The following is a 15,991-nucleotide window of genomic DNA, read 5'->3' on the forward strand; positions in this document are numbered from 1 at the left end:
CGGTCGACGACGGCGACGGAGACGCGCTGGTTCTCCTTCTCGGCGGCGTCGAGGGCGGCCTGCGCGGCCTTGGTCGCGGCCTCGATCGTCAGGTGCGTCGACTGCGTCGTGTTCGCGTTCGCGGCATCGGCGGTGACCGCGGCGGGGGCGGCGGTCGGCGTGGCGGCGTTGGCGGAGACGGCGCCGAACGTACCGGCGGCGAGGGCACCGGCGGCGACGGTACCGGTGAGGACACGGGTGCGCAGGGACAGCTTCTTCATGGTCTTCAGCTCCTTGGTGATCGCCCCTCGGGGCCCGGGAAGCCTCTGCGTTCCCGCTCTGACATCCATCCTGGGGGCGGACGCGGGCCGTTCCGGTCGACCTGGAGGCTCTGCCCGGCGCGCCCGGTGGGGGACGCGGGGGTCAGCCGATCGGTTGATTCGGAATAGATCATTCCGGATAATCTGGCCCCGAGGACACGGCCGGAGACGAGGAGCGAACGGTGCGGACGAACGAACGGTGGCCCCTGGACACGGAGGACGCCGATCCCGACGCCGGCTGGCTCGCGACCGTGATGCACGTGGCGTTCTTCGTCCTCCTGTGCTCGTCGCTGACTCGCTACCTGATGGTCCACCCCGGCGCCCCCGCCACCCCCTGGGTGGTCGTCCTCACCGTCGCGCTGGCCCTCCTCTACGTCCTCGGCCCGATCCTCGGCCCCCGGCGGACCCCCGCATCGGGCAGGCGCACCGCGACCCACGGCCTCTGGCTGGCCGCCGTGATCGGCTCCTGGTTCACCCTGGTCGTGCTCGCGCCCAGCTTCGCCTGGTGCGCCGTGCCGCTCTACTACACGGGCCTGCGGTCCCTCCGCACCCGATCCGCGATCCTCCTGGCCGCCCTGATCACCGCCTGCGTCGTGGCCGGACAGATGAAGCTGCGGCTGCGCTTCGGCTTCGACCCCAACCTGCTGTTCGCCCCGCCGGCCGGCGCCGCCGTCGCCACCGCGGTCTTCGTCTACTCCCAGCGCCAGGCCGACCGGCTGCGCACGGTCATCGCCGACCTCGTCCGCACCCGCAGGGAACTCGCCGCGACCGAGCGGCGCGAAGGGACGCTCGCGGAGCGGCAGCGGCTGTCGATGGAGATCCACGACACCCTCGCCCAGGGCCTGTCCAGCCAGCAGATGCTGCTCCAGGCCGCCGACCGGCTCTGGGACAGCGATCCGGTGGCCGCCCGCCGCCACATCCGTACCGCCGAGACCATCGCCGAGCGCAACCTCACCGAGGCCCGCCGCTTCGTCCACGACCTCGCCCCCGCCGACCTCGCCGACGGGCGAACCCTCGAAGACGCCCTGCGCGGCCTCGCCGACCGAGAGGCCTCCGACACGCTCCGCGTCCGCTTCCACCAGGACGGAGCCCCCGGCACCCCGCTGCCCGAGCGGGTGCGGTCCGCGCTGCTGCGGATCGCGCAGGGCGCCCTCGCCAACATCCGCGAACACGCCGGCGCCGAATCCGCCGCCCTGACCCTCACCTACCTCGACGACCAGGTCGTCCTCGACATCGCCGACGACGGCCGCGGCTTCGACCCCGCCGACACCCCCGGCGGCGTCCGCGGCCACGGCCTGCCCGCCATGCGCGTCCGCGCCCGACAGCTCGGCGGCACCCTCACCGTCGAATCCACCCCGGGCGAGGGCACGGTCCTCTCCGCCGCCATCCCCCTCACCCCCGCCGCCTGACCCCGGCCCGCCGCGGTCGCCCGCCCCGTACCCGCCGGATCACCAGCTCCGCCCCGCGTCGACCAGCAGATCGCGGACCCGGACGACATCGGGATTGTCCGGCCGCCCGGGGCGCTGGACGAGATAGCCGGTGTTGATGGGCGGTTCCTCGGGCTCGTGCAGCAGCGCGAGAGCGCCCGAGGCGAGTTCGGCTTCGCAGAGGTAGCGCGGCAGGACCGTGAAGCCCGCCCCGGCGACGACCGCCGCGAGGACGCCGCGCAGGTCGGGCACGGTGACGGCGGCGGGGCAGGACAGCCGGGCGCCGAAGACGTGCCGCCAGTAGCGGCGCGCGATGGGCACGTCCTCCGCGTACGCGACCAGCGGCACGGCGTGCAGCGCCGACGGCCCCTCCCCGGTCAGGCGTTCCCCGAGGCGGTCGGCCCACACCGGGGCGGCCACGAGCACGAACTCCTCGTCCATCAGCGGTACGGCGACCAGCGTCCGCCCGCGCGGCCGGAACGTCGCGACGACCAGGTCGTGCCGGCCCGCCCGCAGCTCGTCCAGGAGGGGTTCCGTCAGCCCCGGCGCCACCCGCAGCCGCACGCCCTCGGCGGCCAGCGGGGCGAGCGCGGGCATCACCCGAATACAGAGCAGTTCGGCGGGCCCGGCCAGATGGACCGGCGCGGCCCGTTCGTCGCGCGCGTCGTCGTGCCCCGTCGCGGCGGCGAGCGCGTCCAGCGGCGTGGCCACGCGCGCCGCCAGGTCATGGGCGACCGGCGTCGGCGCGACACCCCGCGGCAGCCGCGCGAACAGTTCCCGGCCCGTCTGGCGCTCCAGTGAACGGATCTGCGCGGTCACCGTCGGCTGCGACAGGCCGAGCAGCCCGGCCGCGGCCGTGAACGAGCCGGAGCGATAGACCGCCAGGAACGTACGCAGCAGGTTCAGGTCCGACACGGGGGCGATGCCGGACGGCGACACCGGTGCGGTGCCATCGGAATTCATATGCGCCACCCCGTCACCCTATCGATCCCTCTATGGGTGCGGGGTGCGCGCCGCAGACGATCCGACCGGGAGGCGTCGCCCCGGTCAGCCCAGCATCTTGACGACCTCGGCCGCGAGCGGCGCGGAGGAGGCGGGGTTCTGCCCGGTGACCAGGTTGCGGTCCACGACCACGTTGGGAGCCCACGGCTCGCCCACCCGCACCCGGACACCGGCTTCGACCAGGCGGGACTCCAGGAGCCACTTCGCCTTGTCCGCGAACCCCGCCTGCGTCTCCTCGTCGTCGGTGAACGCGGCGACCTCGTACCCGGCGAACGCATTGCCGCCGTCGGGCCGCGTCGCCGCCAGCAGGGCGGCCGGCCCGTGGCAGACGACCGCCAGCGGCTTCCCGGACTCCAGCGCCTCGATCAGCAGCTTCCCGGACACGGCGTCCACCGCCAGGTCCTCCATCGGACCGTGCCCGCCCGGGTAGAAGACGGCCTCGTACTCGCCCAGCTCCACGTCCTCCAGTCGGATCGGCTTCTCCAGCTCGTCCATCGACGCGAGCACCGCCGCGATCCTGTCCGCCGCCTCCTGTCCGCCGTTGGCCTCCGGCGCCAGGCTCCCCCGGTCCACCGTCGGCACCACACCGCCCGGCGTCGCCACGACGATCTCGTGACCCGCCGCCGTCAACGCCTCGTAGGGCGCCACCGCCTCCTCCGCCCAGAAGCCGGTCGGGTGCTTCGTACCGTCCTTCAGCGTCCAGTGGTCGGCACCGGTCATCACGAAAAGAATCTTCGACATGCTCTCGCTCCAAGGAATACGGGCCCGGATGCGGGCCCTCCGGGCCCGGGGAATCACCACCGCCCACCCCGACGCGTCCCTTCCGGACCATCAGTGCGGCGATGTCCTCGAACGTAGACCCGTCGCGAACACCCCACCAATGGAGAACCCGATGCCCGCCATCGGGATTCCGATGGGTCGACGGGGAATACCCCTGGTCCGATCGCACCCGATCGCACCCGATCGGCCCGTTCCCGCTCGCGACCTACCCCGCCAGCGCGCGACGCAGGGCGGCGGCGAGTTCGGCGTTCTGGCGCTGGGAGACGGCGGCGGAGAGGAGCGCTTGGGAGCCGTGGAAGGTGCCGGGCCAGTGGTGGAGTTCGACCGGGACACCGGCCTGCATGAGGCGCTGGGCGTAGGCGATGGCTTCGTCGCGGAGGGGGTCGAACTCGGCGGTGGAGACGTAGGCCGGGGGCAGGCCGGAGAGGTCGGTGGCGCGGGCGGGGGCGGCGTACGGGGTGGCGGGCCGGGAGCCCAGGTAGTGGCGCCACATGACGGTGAGCCTGTCGCGGTCGTGCCAGGGGGTGTCGGTGAAGTTCCGCTGGGACCAGGTGTCCTGGCGGTCGTCGAGGCCGGGCTGGTTGAGGAGTTGGAAGCGGATCGGCGGTCCTTGCTCGTCGCGGGCCCGCAGGGCGACGCCGGCCGCCAGTCCCGCGCCGGCGCTGTGGCCGCCGACGGCGATGCGGCCCGGGTCGACGCCGAGTTCGGAGGCGTGGTCCACGGTCCAGTTCAGGACGGCGTAGGCGTCGTCGAGGGCCGCCGGGTAACGGTGCTCGGGGGAGCGGCGGTAGTCGACCGAGACGACGACGGCGCCGGACGCGGCCGAGACGCGGGCGGCCCAGGGATGCTCGGTGTCCAGGTCCCCGAAGACGAAGCCGCCGCCGTGCAGCCAGACGACGGCGCCCTGGGCCCGGCGCGGCCGGTAGATCCGTACCGCCACGTCGGGATCGGCCGGAACCGTGAGGTCCTCGATCTCCAAGTCCGTGGTGTCCGGCGCGGGCCGCGCGGCGGCCAGCGCGGCGAACGTCCTGCGGGTGGCGACCGGGTCGGCGGGGTCGGTCTGCGGGAGGAACGGGATGAACGGTTCGAGTTCGGGGTCCATGACGGTCATCCTCACCGGCCGCCCCCCGACCCGTCACCCGCCGACCGTCGCGCGTCCCCCGCCGATCGCGCGCCGACCGGCGCCCCCGCGCGCCACCGCGGAACCCTATTCTCCTGGCATGGAGGCACTGGCCGAACGGCTGTCGCAACTGGACCCGCACAGCGAAGGCGCCATCCGCGTCGTCGCGTTCTACGACACCCTGATGCGCCGCCGGGTGGACCTGCCCGCGCTCGCCCGGGCCTCGGCGGGTCTCGCCGAATGCGTGGCCGGCATCAGACTGCACGGCACCGGACGGTCGATCCGCGTCGCACCCGACGGCAGGGACGCGACGGGACCGCAGGCAGCCGCTTCGGCGACGGCGCCGATCACCCTCGACGACGAGGAGATCGGCACGGTCTGGGTGGAACGCCCGGGCCCACCCGGCGTGTTCGACGACGTCCTCCTCGACCGTCTCGCCCTCGCCGCCGCGGCCGTCGTCGAGCGCTACGGCCCCGCCCGGACCACCATGGCCGACCCGGCCCTCGTCGAACTCGTCGTCAGCGCGGGCTGCGACGAGGCGGGCCGGGCCCGGGCCCTCCGCCTCCTGGGCTTCGCCCCCGACCTGCCCGTCCGCGTCGTCGCCGTACGCTCGCGGCTCCCGCTCGACCGGATCGGCGCCCTGATCTGCCCCGCCCGCCCGGTGAAGGCGGCCGTCGTGGCCGACGTCGGCGTCATCCTGGCGACGACCGTCGCCCAGGACGCCTTCCCCTCCGGCGTCCGCGCCGGCATCGGCACCGCCGAGACCCCCGACCGCTCCTGGCGGCAGGCCCGCACCGCCCTCCGCTTCACCACCCCGCGCCGGCCCGTCGTCCCCCACGGCGCCCTCGGCGCCCTGGCACTCCTGGCCGAAGTCCCCGAGGCCGCCGCGCGGGCCAACCCCGACGTCACCGCCCTCGCCCACCTCGCCCGCAACCCCGAGGACCTCGAAACCCTGGAGGCCTACTGCGCCACCGGCTCCCTCCGCCGCGCCGCCGACTCCCTCCACCTCCACCACAGCACCGTCGCCCGCCGCCTCGACCACATCGGCACCTCCCTGTGCATCGACCTCACCGATCCCACGGAACTCATGCGCGCCAGAGTCGCCCTGACGACCTGGCAACTCCTCCACGACGAGACGTGATCGCGGACGCCGGGTCCGCGGCGGACGGTTGCCGGGTCCGCGGCGGACGGTTGCCAGGTCTGCGGCGGACGGTTGCCGGTTCTGCGGCGGACCACTGCCGGGTCTACGACGGACCACTGCCGGGTCCGCGGCGGACGGCTGCCGACTCGCCGCGGACGCGCCGCATCAGTCGCACATCGCCGTCCGGTACAGCGTCCTCAGCGCTCCGTCGATGGGATGGGGCTGCGGCCGGCCGGAGGCGTCCGGCTTGTTCCAGCGGATGAGGTTGACGGCCACGGACATCTGACGGGTGCCGTCCGCGCTGGTCATGGTCATCGTGCCGGCTCCCCAGACGGTTCCGTCGTGGCCCCAGAAGGTGCCGCAGCCGGGGAGGGCGAACCGGTGGAGACCGAGGCCGTAGTCGACCGTCGACCCGTCGAGGGCGCGGACCGGGATCGTGCGCTGCATCTCCGCCAGCGACGCCGGGCCGACGATGCGCCCGGCGAGCAGCTCGGCGTAGAAGCGGTTGACGTCCGGCATGGTCGAGACCAGGGCGGCACCCGTGCCCACCCAGGACATGTCGTAGACGCTGTAGTCGCGCGGCGGGTCGATGACGCCGTAGAAGGCCTCGTACATGCGCGGGTGCGGTCCCCTGACGCGGGGGCCGGTCGGGAACTCGGTGTGGCGGAGGCCGGCCCGGGCGATGACGTGGCGGGTGATGTACTCCTCGGCCGGGGTTCCGGTCACCTGCTCCAGGAGTTCGCCCAGGAGGAGGTAGTTGGAGTTGGAGTACACGCCGACGGGGCCTCCGGGTGCGCCGGTGGGCGGTGCCGCGAGCCCCATCGCGATGAGCTCGGCCGGCCGGAACCGCCGGAACCGGTTGTCGTCCAGGCTGTCGGCGGAGACGTCGGGCGAGGTGGGGAAGCCCTGGAGGGAGGGGAAGGCGTACGGCAGGTAATCGGGGATGCCGCTCGTGTGGTTGAGCAGCATGCGGACCGTGATGCTCCTGCCGCGTTCTCCCGGCACCAGGTGGGGCAGGTAGTCGCCGATCGGCGCGTCGAGGCGGATACGGCCCTGTTCGACCTGCTGCATGACCGCGGCCGCGGTGAAGGTCTTGGTGATGCTGCCGACGCGCTGCCGCATGCCGGGCCGGACGGGACGGCCCGTGGCGACATCGGCCACTCCCGAGGCGCCGCGCCAGGTCCGGCCCCCGTCCCGCACCTCGCCGAACACGCCCGGGATTCCGGCGCGGTGCACGGCGTCCATCGCGGACTGCAGGTTCGCGGGATCCAGGACGGTCGTCGCGTGGTCCGTGCCGCTCCTCGCCGGGCTCGTGCCGTCCACCGCCGGGCTCGTGTAGCCCGTCGGCCCCGTCGGCCCGGTCGGCGGCGCGGCGGGAGCGGGCACCGCTGCCACCAGCCCGGCACACGCGCTGAGCGCGGCCACACTTCCACGCAGCACACGTCGGATCTTCATGATGTCCGTCCTTTCGGGGCGGGATGGGATGGGGAGGACGAGAGCCGTCCCGTCCCCGTACGCGGGACACGTGTCGTCCCGTCCTCGTGCGTGTCGCGGCCCGCGGCTCACTCGGACAGCGCGCGGCGCAGCGCGGCGCCGAGTTCGGCGTTCTGCCGCTGGGACACATCGGCGGAGAGGATCGCCTGGGAGCCGTGGAACGTGCCCGGCCACTGGTGCAGTTCGACCGGCACGCCGGCGCGCATGAGACGGAGGGCGTACGCGATGTCCTCGTCGCGGTTCGGACAGAGTTCCGCGGTGGCGATGTAGGCCGGTGGCAGACCGGCGAGGTCCGTGGCGCGTGCGGGGGCCGCGTACGGCGTGGCGGCCTGGGAACCCAGGTAGTGCCGCCACGCGGCGGCGGCCTTGGCCCGGTGGAACCAGGGCGTGTCGGTGAAGTTCCGCTGCGACCAGGTCTCCTGCCGGTCGTCGAGCCCCGGTTGGTTGAGCAACTGGAAGCGGATCGGCGGCCCTTGGAGGTCGCGTGCCCGCAGCGCCACCGCGGCCGCGAGGCAGCCGCCGGCGCTGTGCCCGCCGACCGCGACCCGCTCCGGATCGACGCCGAGCTCGTCGGCGTGTCCGGCCACCCAGGTCAGGACGGCGTACGCGTCGTCCAGGGCCGCCGGGAACCGGTGCTCGGGGGACAGCCGGTAGTCCACCGAGATCACCACCGCACCGGAGGCGGTGGCGATCCGCGCCGCCCACGGGTGCTCGGTGTCCACGCCACCCATGACGAAGCCGCCGCCGTGCAGCCAGACGACGGCCCCCCGGGTCTCGGCGGGGCGGTAGATCCGTACGGCCACGTCGGGGTCGCCGGGCACGGTGCGGTCCTGGATCTCCAGGCCGGTGACGTCGACCGGTACCGCGGCGGCCAGTTCGGCGAACCGCACGCGCGCGGCGAGCGGGTCGCTCAGGTCGTTCCGGGGGAACCACGGGACGAACGCTTCGAGTTCGGGGTCCATGACGACCATCCTCACCGCCGCGGCCCGTGAGTTCACCCGCCGACCGTCGCGCGTCCGACCCCGATCACGCACCGACCGGCGGGCGCGGCGGCGGGAGGCCCCGACGGGCCCCGACCGGACCGGCAGGGCGTGCGACGCGGGTCGGCCGCCGGACCGTCGCGGGTCAGTCGTCGCCGGCCCTTCTCTGGTGCGGGATGCCCACGCCGTACGGCCGCCGGGGCGGACCGCCGAACCGGACCGGGACGCCGGGGGAGTACAGCACGCTGACGGGCTCGCCGAGGGGGCGGGGGAGTCCCGCGGCGGCGAGGAGGCTCTCGTCCAGGGAGACGAGCCGGGCCCGGTGCAGCGGCCAGCGCGGGTGGGTGTTGGGGAGGTAGAGGGGTCGCCCCAGGAGGGAGCTGTGCATGCCCCACCGCGCGGTGAGGAAGTGCTCCAGCGCCGTGGGCTCCTCGACCGCTTCCCCGACGTCCACCGTGATCGCGCTGTGCGCCCCGCGCGGCCCGGGCCACCGCCGCCTGCTGCGGTACGTCACGGTGGAGCCGTCGCTCAGGACGCTCATCCTCGACCAGACGTAGGGGATCCGGAACCCCCATCGGCCGATGGCCACCGGAAGCAGTCGGGACGCGTCGAGCGAGCGGAACACCACCCCGCGGCGCCCGTGCCCGTCGACGGAGTACAGCCTGACGTTCGTCTCGGGGAAGCTGCCGAGGTACGGGATCCCCGGGAGCCGGAACCAGCCGACCCGGTGCATCCGGAACGCCACGAGCCCCACGTACGTGACCCCGTCGAGGGTGTCCGGCACCGTACCGGCCGGCAGCAGCGGCGCCACCTCGGCGGGCTCCACCGGCCAGTGCAGGAACGCCAGGTCGAGCCAGGACTGGGTCAGCAGGGTGCGGTCCGTGCGGTGCGGAGGGTCCGCCGATATGGGTTCGGGCCCCACGGGCGGCGGCGTCTGCTGCATCGCAGCAGTATCCAGGATCGGCGGCACGACCGGGTCGCTCCCCGGCGCCGCTCTCGGGCCGGGGCCTTCCCGAGCCCGCGTGGCGCGGCGGGACGAGCCGGTTGACCAGGGAAGATGAGGAAATGCGCGGCGCTGGTGTGATGAGAGACGGGCGGACCTCCGTGGCGGGGCCTCCCGGCCGGACCTTCGGTGACGGCCTCGGACGAAGGCGGGTCCCGGGCGTCGCGCGCGGCTTCGGCCCGGGCGCATCCGGCGCGGCGGGGCCGCGATGAGTCCGGCATGGGCGCTGGACCCGAAGCTGTTCGACGCGACGATCGCGGCGGTCGCGCTGCTCGCCGGGCCCGAGCACCGGTTGATCTACACGAACGAGGCCTTCACCAGGCTGTTCGGCTCGCGGTCGGTGGGACTGCCGGCCCGGGAGGCGTTCCCGGACCCGGACTCGGGGCGGTTCCTGTCGGTGCTCGCCGACGTGCGGGCCACGGGACGCGCCCGGCAGGTCACGGGCGCCCGGGAGACGGATCCGGGGGCCGTCGAGCAGGCGGCGCGCTTCGTCTACTCGTGCAGCCCCGTCACCACCAGGGACGGTGCGGGGATCCTGGTGGTGGCGATGGACACGACGCCGGAGAGCCGTGCGCTCCAGCGGTACGAGGCGCTCGTCTCGGCCGTCTCCCAGATGGTCTGGGTGCTGCACGCGGACGGTTCCATGGAGGAGGTCGTGCCCGGCTGGGAGCAGCTCACCGGGGCGCCGTGGGTCGGCCGGGCGGACGGGAGCTGGTACGCGTTCGTGCATCCCCGCGACCGGGAGAGGCTCAGGGGCGCGTGGCGGGCGGCCGCGGGACCCGGCGGCAGCGGCGTCTTCCAGGGCACGTTCCGGATCCGGGCGGCGGACGGCTCGTACCGGCACTTGTCCACGCGCAGCGTCCCCATCGTCCAGGAGGGCCGCGTGACGGAGTGGATCGCGGCGACCGCCGACGTGGAGGACACGTGGGGCACGCAGCTGCGGGAGAGCCTCCTCGCGCAGGTGGCCGCGGCGTCGGGCGGGAGCCCGGAGGAGGCGTTCGCCGCCGTGGTGGAGGTGGTGGTGCCCGAGCTGGCCGACGCGTGTCTGATCCTGCTGCTGTCCCACGAGGAGTGGCCGCTGCCCGAGAACGCCACGGTCACCGCCCGCCGCGTGGCCTCCGCCACCCGCCCGGGCCTGCCCGCCCCGCCGGCGCTGCTCGGCCAGCGGGTGACCGTCACCGAGACGGTGCGCGAGGTGCTGGAGCGAGGGGTGCCGCGGACGTTCCTGCTCCCGGAGGGCGGGCCCGTGCCACCCGACCTCGTCCCGGCCGTCACCGAGCGGTGGCTCGTCGCCTCGGGCGCGACGAGCCTGACGCTCGTCCCGCTCGTCGTCGAGGACATCGTCCTGGGGTACGCGGCCACCGCCACCAACGGCGACACGCCCGTCCCGGCGGCGGCCGACGTCGAGCTGCTGCGGGAGGTGCTGCACCACGCCCAGCGGCCGATCCGCAAGGCCGTCGACCTCCAGCAGGCCCGCCGCACCGCCCTCGCCCTCCAGCGCGCCCACCTCACCAGGCCGCCCGAGGTGCCCGGCGCCGATCTGGCCGCCCGCTACGAGCCCGCCAGCTCGTCACACGAGATCGGCGGCGACTGGTACGACGCGATCGTCCACCCCGACGGCACCCTCGTCCTCGACATCGGCGACGTCGCCGGCCACGACCTCGCCGCGGCCACCGCCATGGGCCAGCTGCGCAGCATGCTCCGCGCCCTCGCCTGGCACAAAGGCCCCGACCGCACCCCGGCCACCGTCCTCTCGATGCTCGACGACGTCGCCGAAGGCCTCGCCGGCGCCCCCTTCACCACAGCCGTCCACACCCACCTCCGTCCCCGCCCCGACGGCACCTGGCACATGACCTGGTCCAACGCCGGCCATCCACCGCCCCTGCTCGTCCCGGCCCACGGCAGCCCCCGCTTCCTCACCGGCAGCGGCGAGGACCCGCCGCTCTGCGTCGGACCCCGCATCGCCCGTACGAGCCACCACCACACCCTCGCTCCCGGCGACACGCTCCTCCACTACACCGACGGCCTCATCGAGTCCCGTACCTCCTCCCTCGCGGACGGCCAGCGACGCCTCGCCGAGGCCGCCGCCCACCACCGCGACGAGCCCCTCGCCGCCCTCCTCCGCCTCCTCGACGAACTGTCCGACCACCGCGACGACACCGCGATGATCGCCTTCCGCGCCGGGCCCGCCGCCGACCCCGCGGGGCCCGTCCGCCCGCACTCCCCGTAAATCCGTCGACACCGGTCACGGTGATCGGCGACGCTTCGCACGATGACCAGAACCGATGACACGCCACCCGCGTGGGACGAGCGCACCCAGCTCACCACGTTCCTCGACTACGCCCGGGGCACCGCCCGCGCCAAGTGCGCCGGCCTCTCCGAGGAGGACGCCCGCAAGGCGCTCCTGCCCGGCTCACCGCTGATGACCATGAGCGGATTGATCAACCACCTCCGCTGGGTCGAGTACTACTGGTTCCAGGTCGTCTTCCTCGGCGAGGACGACCACGGCCCCTGGACCGAGGAGGACCCCGACCGCGAGATGCGGGTCGCCGTCGACTTCCCCCTCGCCCAGCTCCTCGACGAGTACGCCGACCAGAGCGCCCGCTACCGCGACCTGGTCTCCGCCAACCACCTCGACACCCGGGCGAAGCGCCCCGTCCGCAACGGCCTCCACGTCGACCTCCGCTGGATCCTCCTCCACCTCACCGAGGAGACGGCCCGCCACAACGGCCACCTGGACATCCTCCGCGAGATGCTCGACGGCACCACCGGCTAGGCCGACCGGGCCGACTCGCCCCGGGCCCTGTCCGTGTCCGGACCCGATCCGCCGGACAGGCCCGAGCGAGGACGGCGACGCGCGCTCACGACGCGGCCGCACGGCCTTGCCGGAGGGGCGCTCTCACGCCCCTGACTCCGCAACACCGCCACGGCGCTGCCGCTGGCGGTGTTTGCGCATGGACACCTGGGAGCCGCAGCCGGTGCTGCAGTACAGCCCGGCCCCGTTGCGGGTGCGGTCGAAGAAACCGAAATGGCACGGGGGGTTCCGGCATGCCTTGACGCGCCCCCAGTCGCCGCTCTGCGCGAACGTCGTCACCGCGGCCAGTACGGTTCCGAACACGCGCGGCACCCCCGCCTGCGGCGATGCCAGCTCTGCACCGCCGGCCGTGACGACCGTCGCCAGCGGGTAGAGGGCACCCACGCGTCGCAGGTGCCGCTCGGCACGCACCAGCGGTTCACCCAGGCTTTCCTCATCGCCCGAGTGCGCGAGCAGCACGACCACCAGGGCATCGCGCAGCTCGCGCGCGACCGCGGCGTCGGCGTCGGTCACCACGGTTTCGCCACCGAACTCGTCGCGCCCCGCCAGCCACTCCGCGAACGCGTCCCCGTCCCCGAACAGCTCTCGGCGACCCGATCCGTCCGCCCGCGTGTTCACGAACGCGAGAACGGTCTCCACCGTCGGCGTGACGGTGCGTGGGCTGGGTTCGGGGGATCCGGATGCCTCGGTGACCATCCCCCCACAGTACATCAGCGTGAGATGCGCTAATTCGAGTAGCGGGCAACCTCGCGGTCGATCGACGTTGACCTGTTGCGAGCTAACGGCTTACGGTCGCAACATGAATGAAGCATCGAATCACCAGGCCCCGCTCCGCACATGGCTGATCACCGGCTCGACGTCCGGCATCGGCCGCGAACTCGCGCTCCAGGCACTGGAGAACGGCGACACCGTCTCGGCCCTCGCCCGCGACACCTCCTCCCTGGCCGAACTCGCGCAAGCGCACGGGGAACGGCTGCTCCTCGTCCCGGCGGACGTGCGTGACGAGGGGGCCGTCCGGGACGCGGTGGAGCGCACGCTCGCTCGGTTCGGCCGCATCGACGTCGTGGCCAACAACGCGGGATACGGACTGTTCGGAGCGGTCGAGGAGGCCTCCGACGCGCAGGCCCGCGCCGTGTTCGACACCAATGTCTTCGGCGTGCTCAACGTGCTCCGTGCGACGCTGCCGGTGCTCCGCGCCCAGCGGTCCGGGCACATCCTCCAGGCCTCGTCCGTCTACGGGCAGTCCGCCCATCCCGGCGTGGGCCTCCTCGCCGCCACCAAGTACGCGGTCGAGGGGCTGTCGGACGCACTCGCGGCCGAGGTCGCACCGCTCGGCATCAAGGTCACGCTCATCCAGCCCGGGATGACCGCGACCCCCTTCCTCGCCAACCTCGACGTCGCGGCCGGCCTGGACGACTACGACGGGACCGTCCGCGAAGTCCACAAGGCCATCGGAGAGCTGCCGGCATCCGCCTTCTCCGCCGCGGCGCGCATCGCCGCGGGCATCCGCGCCGCGGTCGACGCCCCCAACCCTCCGCTGCGCCTCGCCCTCGGCACCTCCAGCGCGACGGGCATGCGCCCCGCCTTGGAGGCGCGCATCGCGGACCTGGACGGCTGGCTGCACGTGACCGACGCCGTCGACGGGTAGCCGGCCCGCGTGAACCCCGTACGGGGCACGGTCGCGGCAGCGGATTGATTCGGCACGGGTGAAGGCCTGCGCAACAAACCTTCATCGTAAGAGAGTTGAGCATTACGGGGGACCGCGGGCCACCGCTCCCACGCACCGTCTCGGTACGGGGTGGGAAGCGGTGGCCCGCGGTGACCGGCCGGGGTGGAACTGGTGGCCCGCGGTGGCCGGCCGGGTGGGAACCGGTGTCCTGCGGCGATCGGCCGGGTGGGGCCCGGGTGCGTCAGGAGCCGGCCAGCTCCGCGGCCACGGCGTCGGCGCCGAGGGCGATCATCCAGGTGAGGGGGAGGTCGGGGGCGAACTCCTGGAGGCGGCGGTCGAGTTCCTCCTTGGCGGCCTGGGCGAGCGTCGGTCGGCCGTCGGCGAGTTCGCGGACGGTCTCGCGGTAGTGCTGGAGGTACCGGTGCTGGGCGGCGAGGACCTCGACGCCGGTCGGGGTGCCGTGGCCGGGCAGGAGGGTGCGGGCGCCGGCCAGGTCGGTGGTGAGGGTGGTGAGCGCGTCGAGCCAGAGGGCGCCGTGGCCGTCGGCGGTGTAGGGGTGGGTCCCGTGGAAGGCGAGGTCGCCGATGAAGGCGGTGGGGGCGCCGCCGTCGACCGAGGCGAGGAAGTAGCTGTCGGCGTGGCTCTCGGCGGGGCCGACGTGGCGGGCAGTGAAGGCGACCCCGCCCAGCTCCACGGTCTGCCCGTCCTCGAGGAGGACCGTCGGGTACGCGGTGACCGCGGGCCACTCGTCGCCGTACACCGGCCCCCACTGCGCCCGCTTCGCGTCGGCGATCTCGACGATGGCCTTGCCGACCGCCTCGGTGGCGTACACGGGGATGTCGCGACCGTCCAGGAGCGCGTGGACGCCGTTGAAGTGGTCGGGGTGCGCGTGGGTGACGAGGACGCCGAGCAGCGGCTTGCCGAACGCGGCGACCTTGGCGACGAGTTCGGCGATGTCGGAGTTCAGCAGGTTGGTGTCCACCACCACGAGGCCGCTGTCGGTCTCCACGATGTAGGAGTTCACGAACAGGCCGGCCTCGGAGCCGGTGTGGGTGTGAATCGTCAGGTCGGACACGGGAGTTCCCCCAGTTGGTTCGAGTGCGATCGCGACGAAACCTAGCCCGAATGTGAAGTTCTGTGAAGTTGGACGTGAAGAAACTTCACGTGGCTATGCTGTGCCCGCGATGGGCATGCCAACGGAAGACGAACGGCTCCTGGCGTTCGCGGAGATAGCGCTGCACAACGGCTCGCCCGGCGAGGCGCTCGACGCCTTCGCCCGCCTGCCGGGCCCCGCCGCGCGGTACGGCGAGGCCAGGGCCCTGGAGGCGCTGGACCGGCACACCGAGGCGACGACCCACTACGAGGCGCTGTGGCGCGCGGCGGAACCCGGATCGTCCGAACGGGCCGAACGGGGCGTCGCCCTGGTGCGGTGTCACACCCAGTGCGGCGACCTCGGAACCGCGGCGGACCGGGGCGAACGAGCCCTGGCCGACTTCACCGACCACGGCCACCCCTGGCACGAGCAGGCCGTACGACTCGGAGTGACGCTGGAGGGCGTCTACGGCAGGCGCGGCGAACTGCGCCGCGCCAACCGGCTGTTGCGCAGACTTCAGACCGTCGCCGACGAGTTGGGCGCGCCCGGGGCCCGGGGCGCCGTGTTCTGGAACTCCGCGCTCAACGCCTACTGGCTCGGCCGGCCCGAGGAGGCGTGCGAACTCTCCCGGCAGGCCCTCGCCCTGTTCGGCGAGACCGAGCACCACGTCAACCTCGCCACGGTCCGCGGGATCCACGGCCGGATGCTCGGCCGCGCCCACCCGGACCGTTGGGAGGAGGCGCTGACCCTGCTCCTGCGCGCCCACGCGGAACTGTCCGAACTCAACCAGGGCTACCTCCTGATCGACTGCGAGACCGAGGTGGCCGACCTCCTCGTGCGCGCGGACGAGCCCGAGCGCGCCCTGCCGTACGTGCGGACCGCCCTCGCCCGCCCGCAGACCCCGGCCACCCTGGCCATGGCCGACAGCCGTCTCGTCCTCGCCGAGGCCCTCCTGGCGGTGGGCGACCGGGCCGGGTGCGAGGAGGAGATCGCCCAGGCCACCGCGATCCTCGACGCGACCCACGGCGCGCAGCGCGTGCTCCTCGCCCGCGAGTGGCACCGTACGGCCGCCCTGCACCGGGCCTGCGGGGCCGTGGAGGCCGCGCTCCACGCGTACCGGCAGGCACTCCTGCTCACCGGTCACGGCCCGCCGGTATGGAGTTAGGGC

General features: G+C 73.8%; 14 protein-coding genes and 1 pseudogene. 6 read left to right on the forward strand and 9 right to left on the reverse strand.

The genetic code is table 11. The features are described 5' to 3' along the window. Window positions 1-260: pseudogene (locus ACFCY7_RS07640) on the reverse strand (heme-binding protein); the annotation flags it as partial. Between the two features lie 293 nt (window positions 261-553). On the opposite strand from ACFCY7_RS07640, the gene ACFCY7_RS07645 reads away from it, so the two are divergent. Then, entirely contained in the window at window positions 554-1,708 is a 1,155-nt protein-coding gene (locus ACFCY7_RS07645) for a sensor histidine kinase (protein ID WP_376482366.1), read from the forward strand. Between the two features lie 39 nt (window positions 1,709-1,747). Here ACFCY7_RS07645 and ACFCY7_RS07650 read toward each other — a convergent pair whose 3' ends face one another. The 3 genes from ACFCY7_RS07650 to ACFCY7_RS07660 all read right to left on the reverse strand — a co-directional run bounded on the left by ACFCY7_RS07650 (window position 1,748) and on the right by ACFCY7_RS07660 (window position 4,610). Next, window positions 1,748-2,689 carry a LysR family transcriptional regulator gene (locus tag ACFCY7_RS07650; RefSeq protein ID WP_376482243.1) on the reverse strand — a complete coding sequence of 314 codons (942 nt, stop codon included), beginning with the start codon at window positions 2,687-2,689 and terminating at the stop codon, window positions 1,748-1,750. A gap of 84 nt (window positions 2,690-2,773) precedes the next feature. Next, window positions 2,774-3,469 carry a type 1 glutamine amidotransferase domain-containing protein gene (locus tag ACFCY7_RS07655; protein WP_376482245.1) on the reverse strand — a complete coding sequence of 232 codons (696 nt, stop codon included), beginning with the start codon at window positions 3,467-3,469 and terminating at the stop codon, window positions 2,774-2,776. A 244-nt stretch (window positions 3,470-3,713) separates the two neighbouring features. Next, complete coding sequence (locus ACFCY7_RS07660; protein ID WP_376482247.1) at window positions 3,714-4,610, reverse strand: alpha/beta hydrolase; 897 nt, start codon at window positions 4,608-4,610, stop codon at window positions 3,714-3,716. 118 nt (window positions 4,611-4,728) lie between these two features. Between ACFCY7_RS07660 and ACFCY7_RS07665 the strand changes: the two genes are divergently transcribed. Beyond that, window positions 4,729-5,769: a helix-turn-helix domain-containing protein gene (locus ACFCY7_RS07665; RefSeq protein ID WP_376482249.1), complete on the forward strand. Its 1,041-nt coding sequence runs from the start codon at window positions 4,729-4,731 to the stop codon at window positions 5,767-5,769. Between the two features lie 165 nt (window positions 5,770-5,934). Here the strand turns inward: ACFCY7_RS07665 and ACFCY7_RS07670 are convergent, their stop codons facing one another. The 3 genes from ACFCY7_RS07670 to ACFCY7_RS07680 form a co-directional block, all read right to left on the reverse strand. Then, entirely contained in the window at window positions 5,935-7,014 is a 1,080-nt protein-coding gene (locus ACFCY7_RS07670) for a serine hydrolase domain-containing protein (protein ID WP_376482367.1), read from the reverse strand. Window positions 7,015-7,331: 317 nt separating this feature from the next. Next, complete coding sequence (locus tag ACFCY7_RS07675) at window positions 7,332-8,225, reverse strand: alpha/beta hydrolase (protein ID WP_376482369.1); 894 nt, start codon at window positions 8,223-8,225, stop codon at window positions 7,332-7,334. Window positions 8,226-8,388: 163 nt separating this feature from the next. Beyond that, window positions 8,389-9,186, reverse strand: coding sequence for a YqjF family protein (locus ACFCY7_RS07680; RefSeq protein WP_376482251.1), 798 nt, complete (start codon window positions 9,184-9,186; stop codon window positions 8,389-8,391). A 268-nt stretch (window positions 9,187-9,454) separates the two neighbouring features. Here ACFCY7_RS07680 and ACFCY7_RS07685 point away from each other — a divergent pair, with 268 nt between their 5' ends. Together ACFCY7_RS07685 and ACFCY7_RS07690 are read left to right on the forward strand one after the other, a co-directional pair. After that, on the forward strand, window positions 9,455-11,476 hold the full coding sequence (locus ACFCY7_RS07685) for a SpoIIE family protein phosphatase (RefSeq protein ID WP_376482253.1): 2,022 nt from the start codon (window positions 9,455-9,457) through the stop codon (window positions 11,474-11,476). Window positions 11,477-11,518: 42 nt separating this feature from the next. Next, window positions 11,519-12,022 (forward strand): DinB family protein, encoded by a 504-nt coding sequence (locus tag ACFCY7_RS07690; RefSeq protein WP_376482255.1) that lies wholly within the window; start codon window positions 11,519-11,521, stop codon window positions 12,020-12,022. 123 nt (window positions 12,023-12,145) lie between these two features. On the opposite strand, the gene ACFCY7_RS07695 is transcribed toward ACFCY7_RS07690, so the two are convergent. Continuing rightward, complete coding sequence (locus ACFCY7_RS07695) at window positions 12,146-12,757, reverse strand: CGNR zinc finger domain-containing protein (protein WP_376482257.1); 612 nt, start codon at window positions 12,755-12,757, stop codon at window positions 12,146-12,148. Window positions 12,758-12,860: 103 nt separating this feature from the next. On the opposite strand from ACFCY7_RS07695, the gene ACFCY7_RS07700 reads away from it, so the two are divergent. Next, on the forward strand, window positions 12,861-13,709 hold the full coding sequence (locus tag ACFCY7_RS07700) for an SDR family NAD(P)-dependent oxidoreductase (RefSeq protein WP_376482258.1): 849 nt from the start codon (window positions 12,861-12,863) through the stop codon (window positions 13,707-13,709). 262 nt (window positions 13,710-13,971) lie between these two features. Here the strand turns inward: ACFCY7_RS07700 and ACFCY7_RS07705 are convergent, their stop codons facing one another. After that, complete coding sequence (locus ACFCY7_RS07705; protein WP_376482260.1) at window positions 13,972-14,805, reverse strand: MBL fold metallo-hydrolase; 834 nt, start codon at window positions 14,803-14,805, stop codon at window positions 13,972-13,974. A 109-nt stretch (window positions 14,806-14,914) separates the two neighbouring features. Here ACFCY7_RS07705 and ACFCY7_RS07710 point away from each other — a divergent pair, with 109 nt between their 5' ends. After that, on the forward strand, window positions 14,915-15,988 hold the full coding sequence (locus tag ACFCY7_RS07710; protein ID WP_376482261.1) for a hypothetical protein: 1,074 nt from the start codon (window positions 14,915-14,917) through the stop codon (window positions 15,986-15,988). Window positions 15,989-15,991: the final 3 nt, after the last annotated feature.

It is taken from the genome of Streptomyces sp. NPDC056361 (genome assembly GCF_042262805.1).
Taxonomy (GTDB): domain Bacteria; phylum Actinomycetota; class Actinomycetes; order Streptomycetales; family Streptomycetaceae; genus Streptomyces.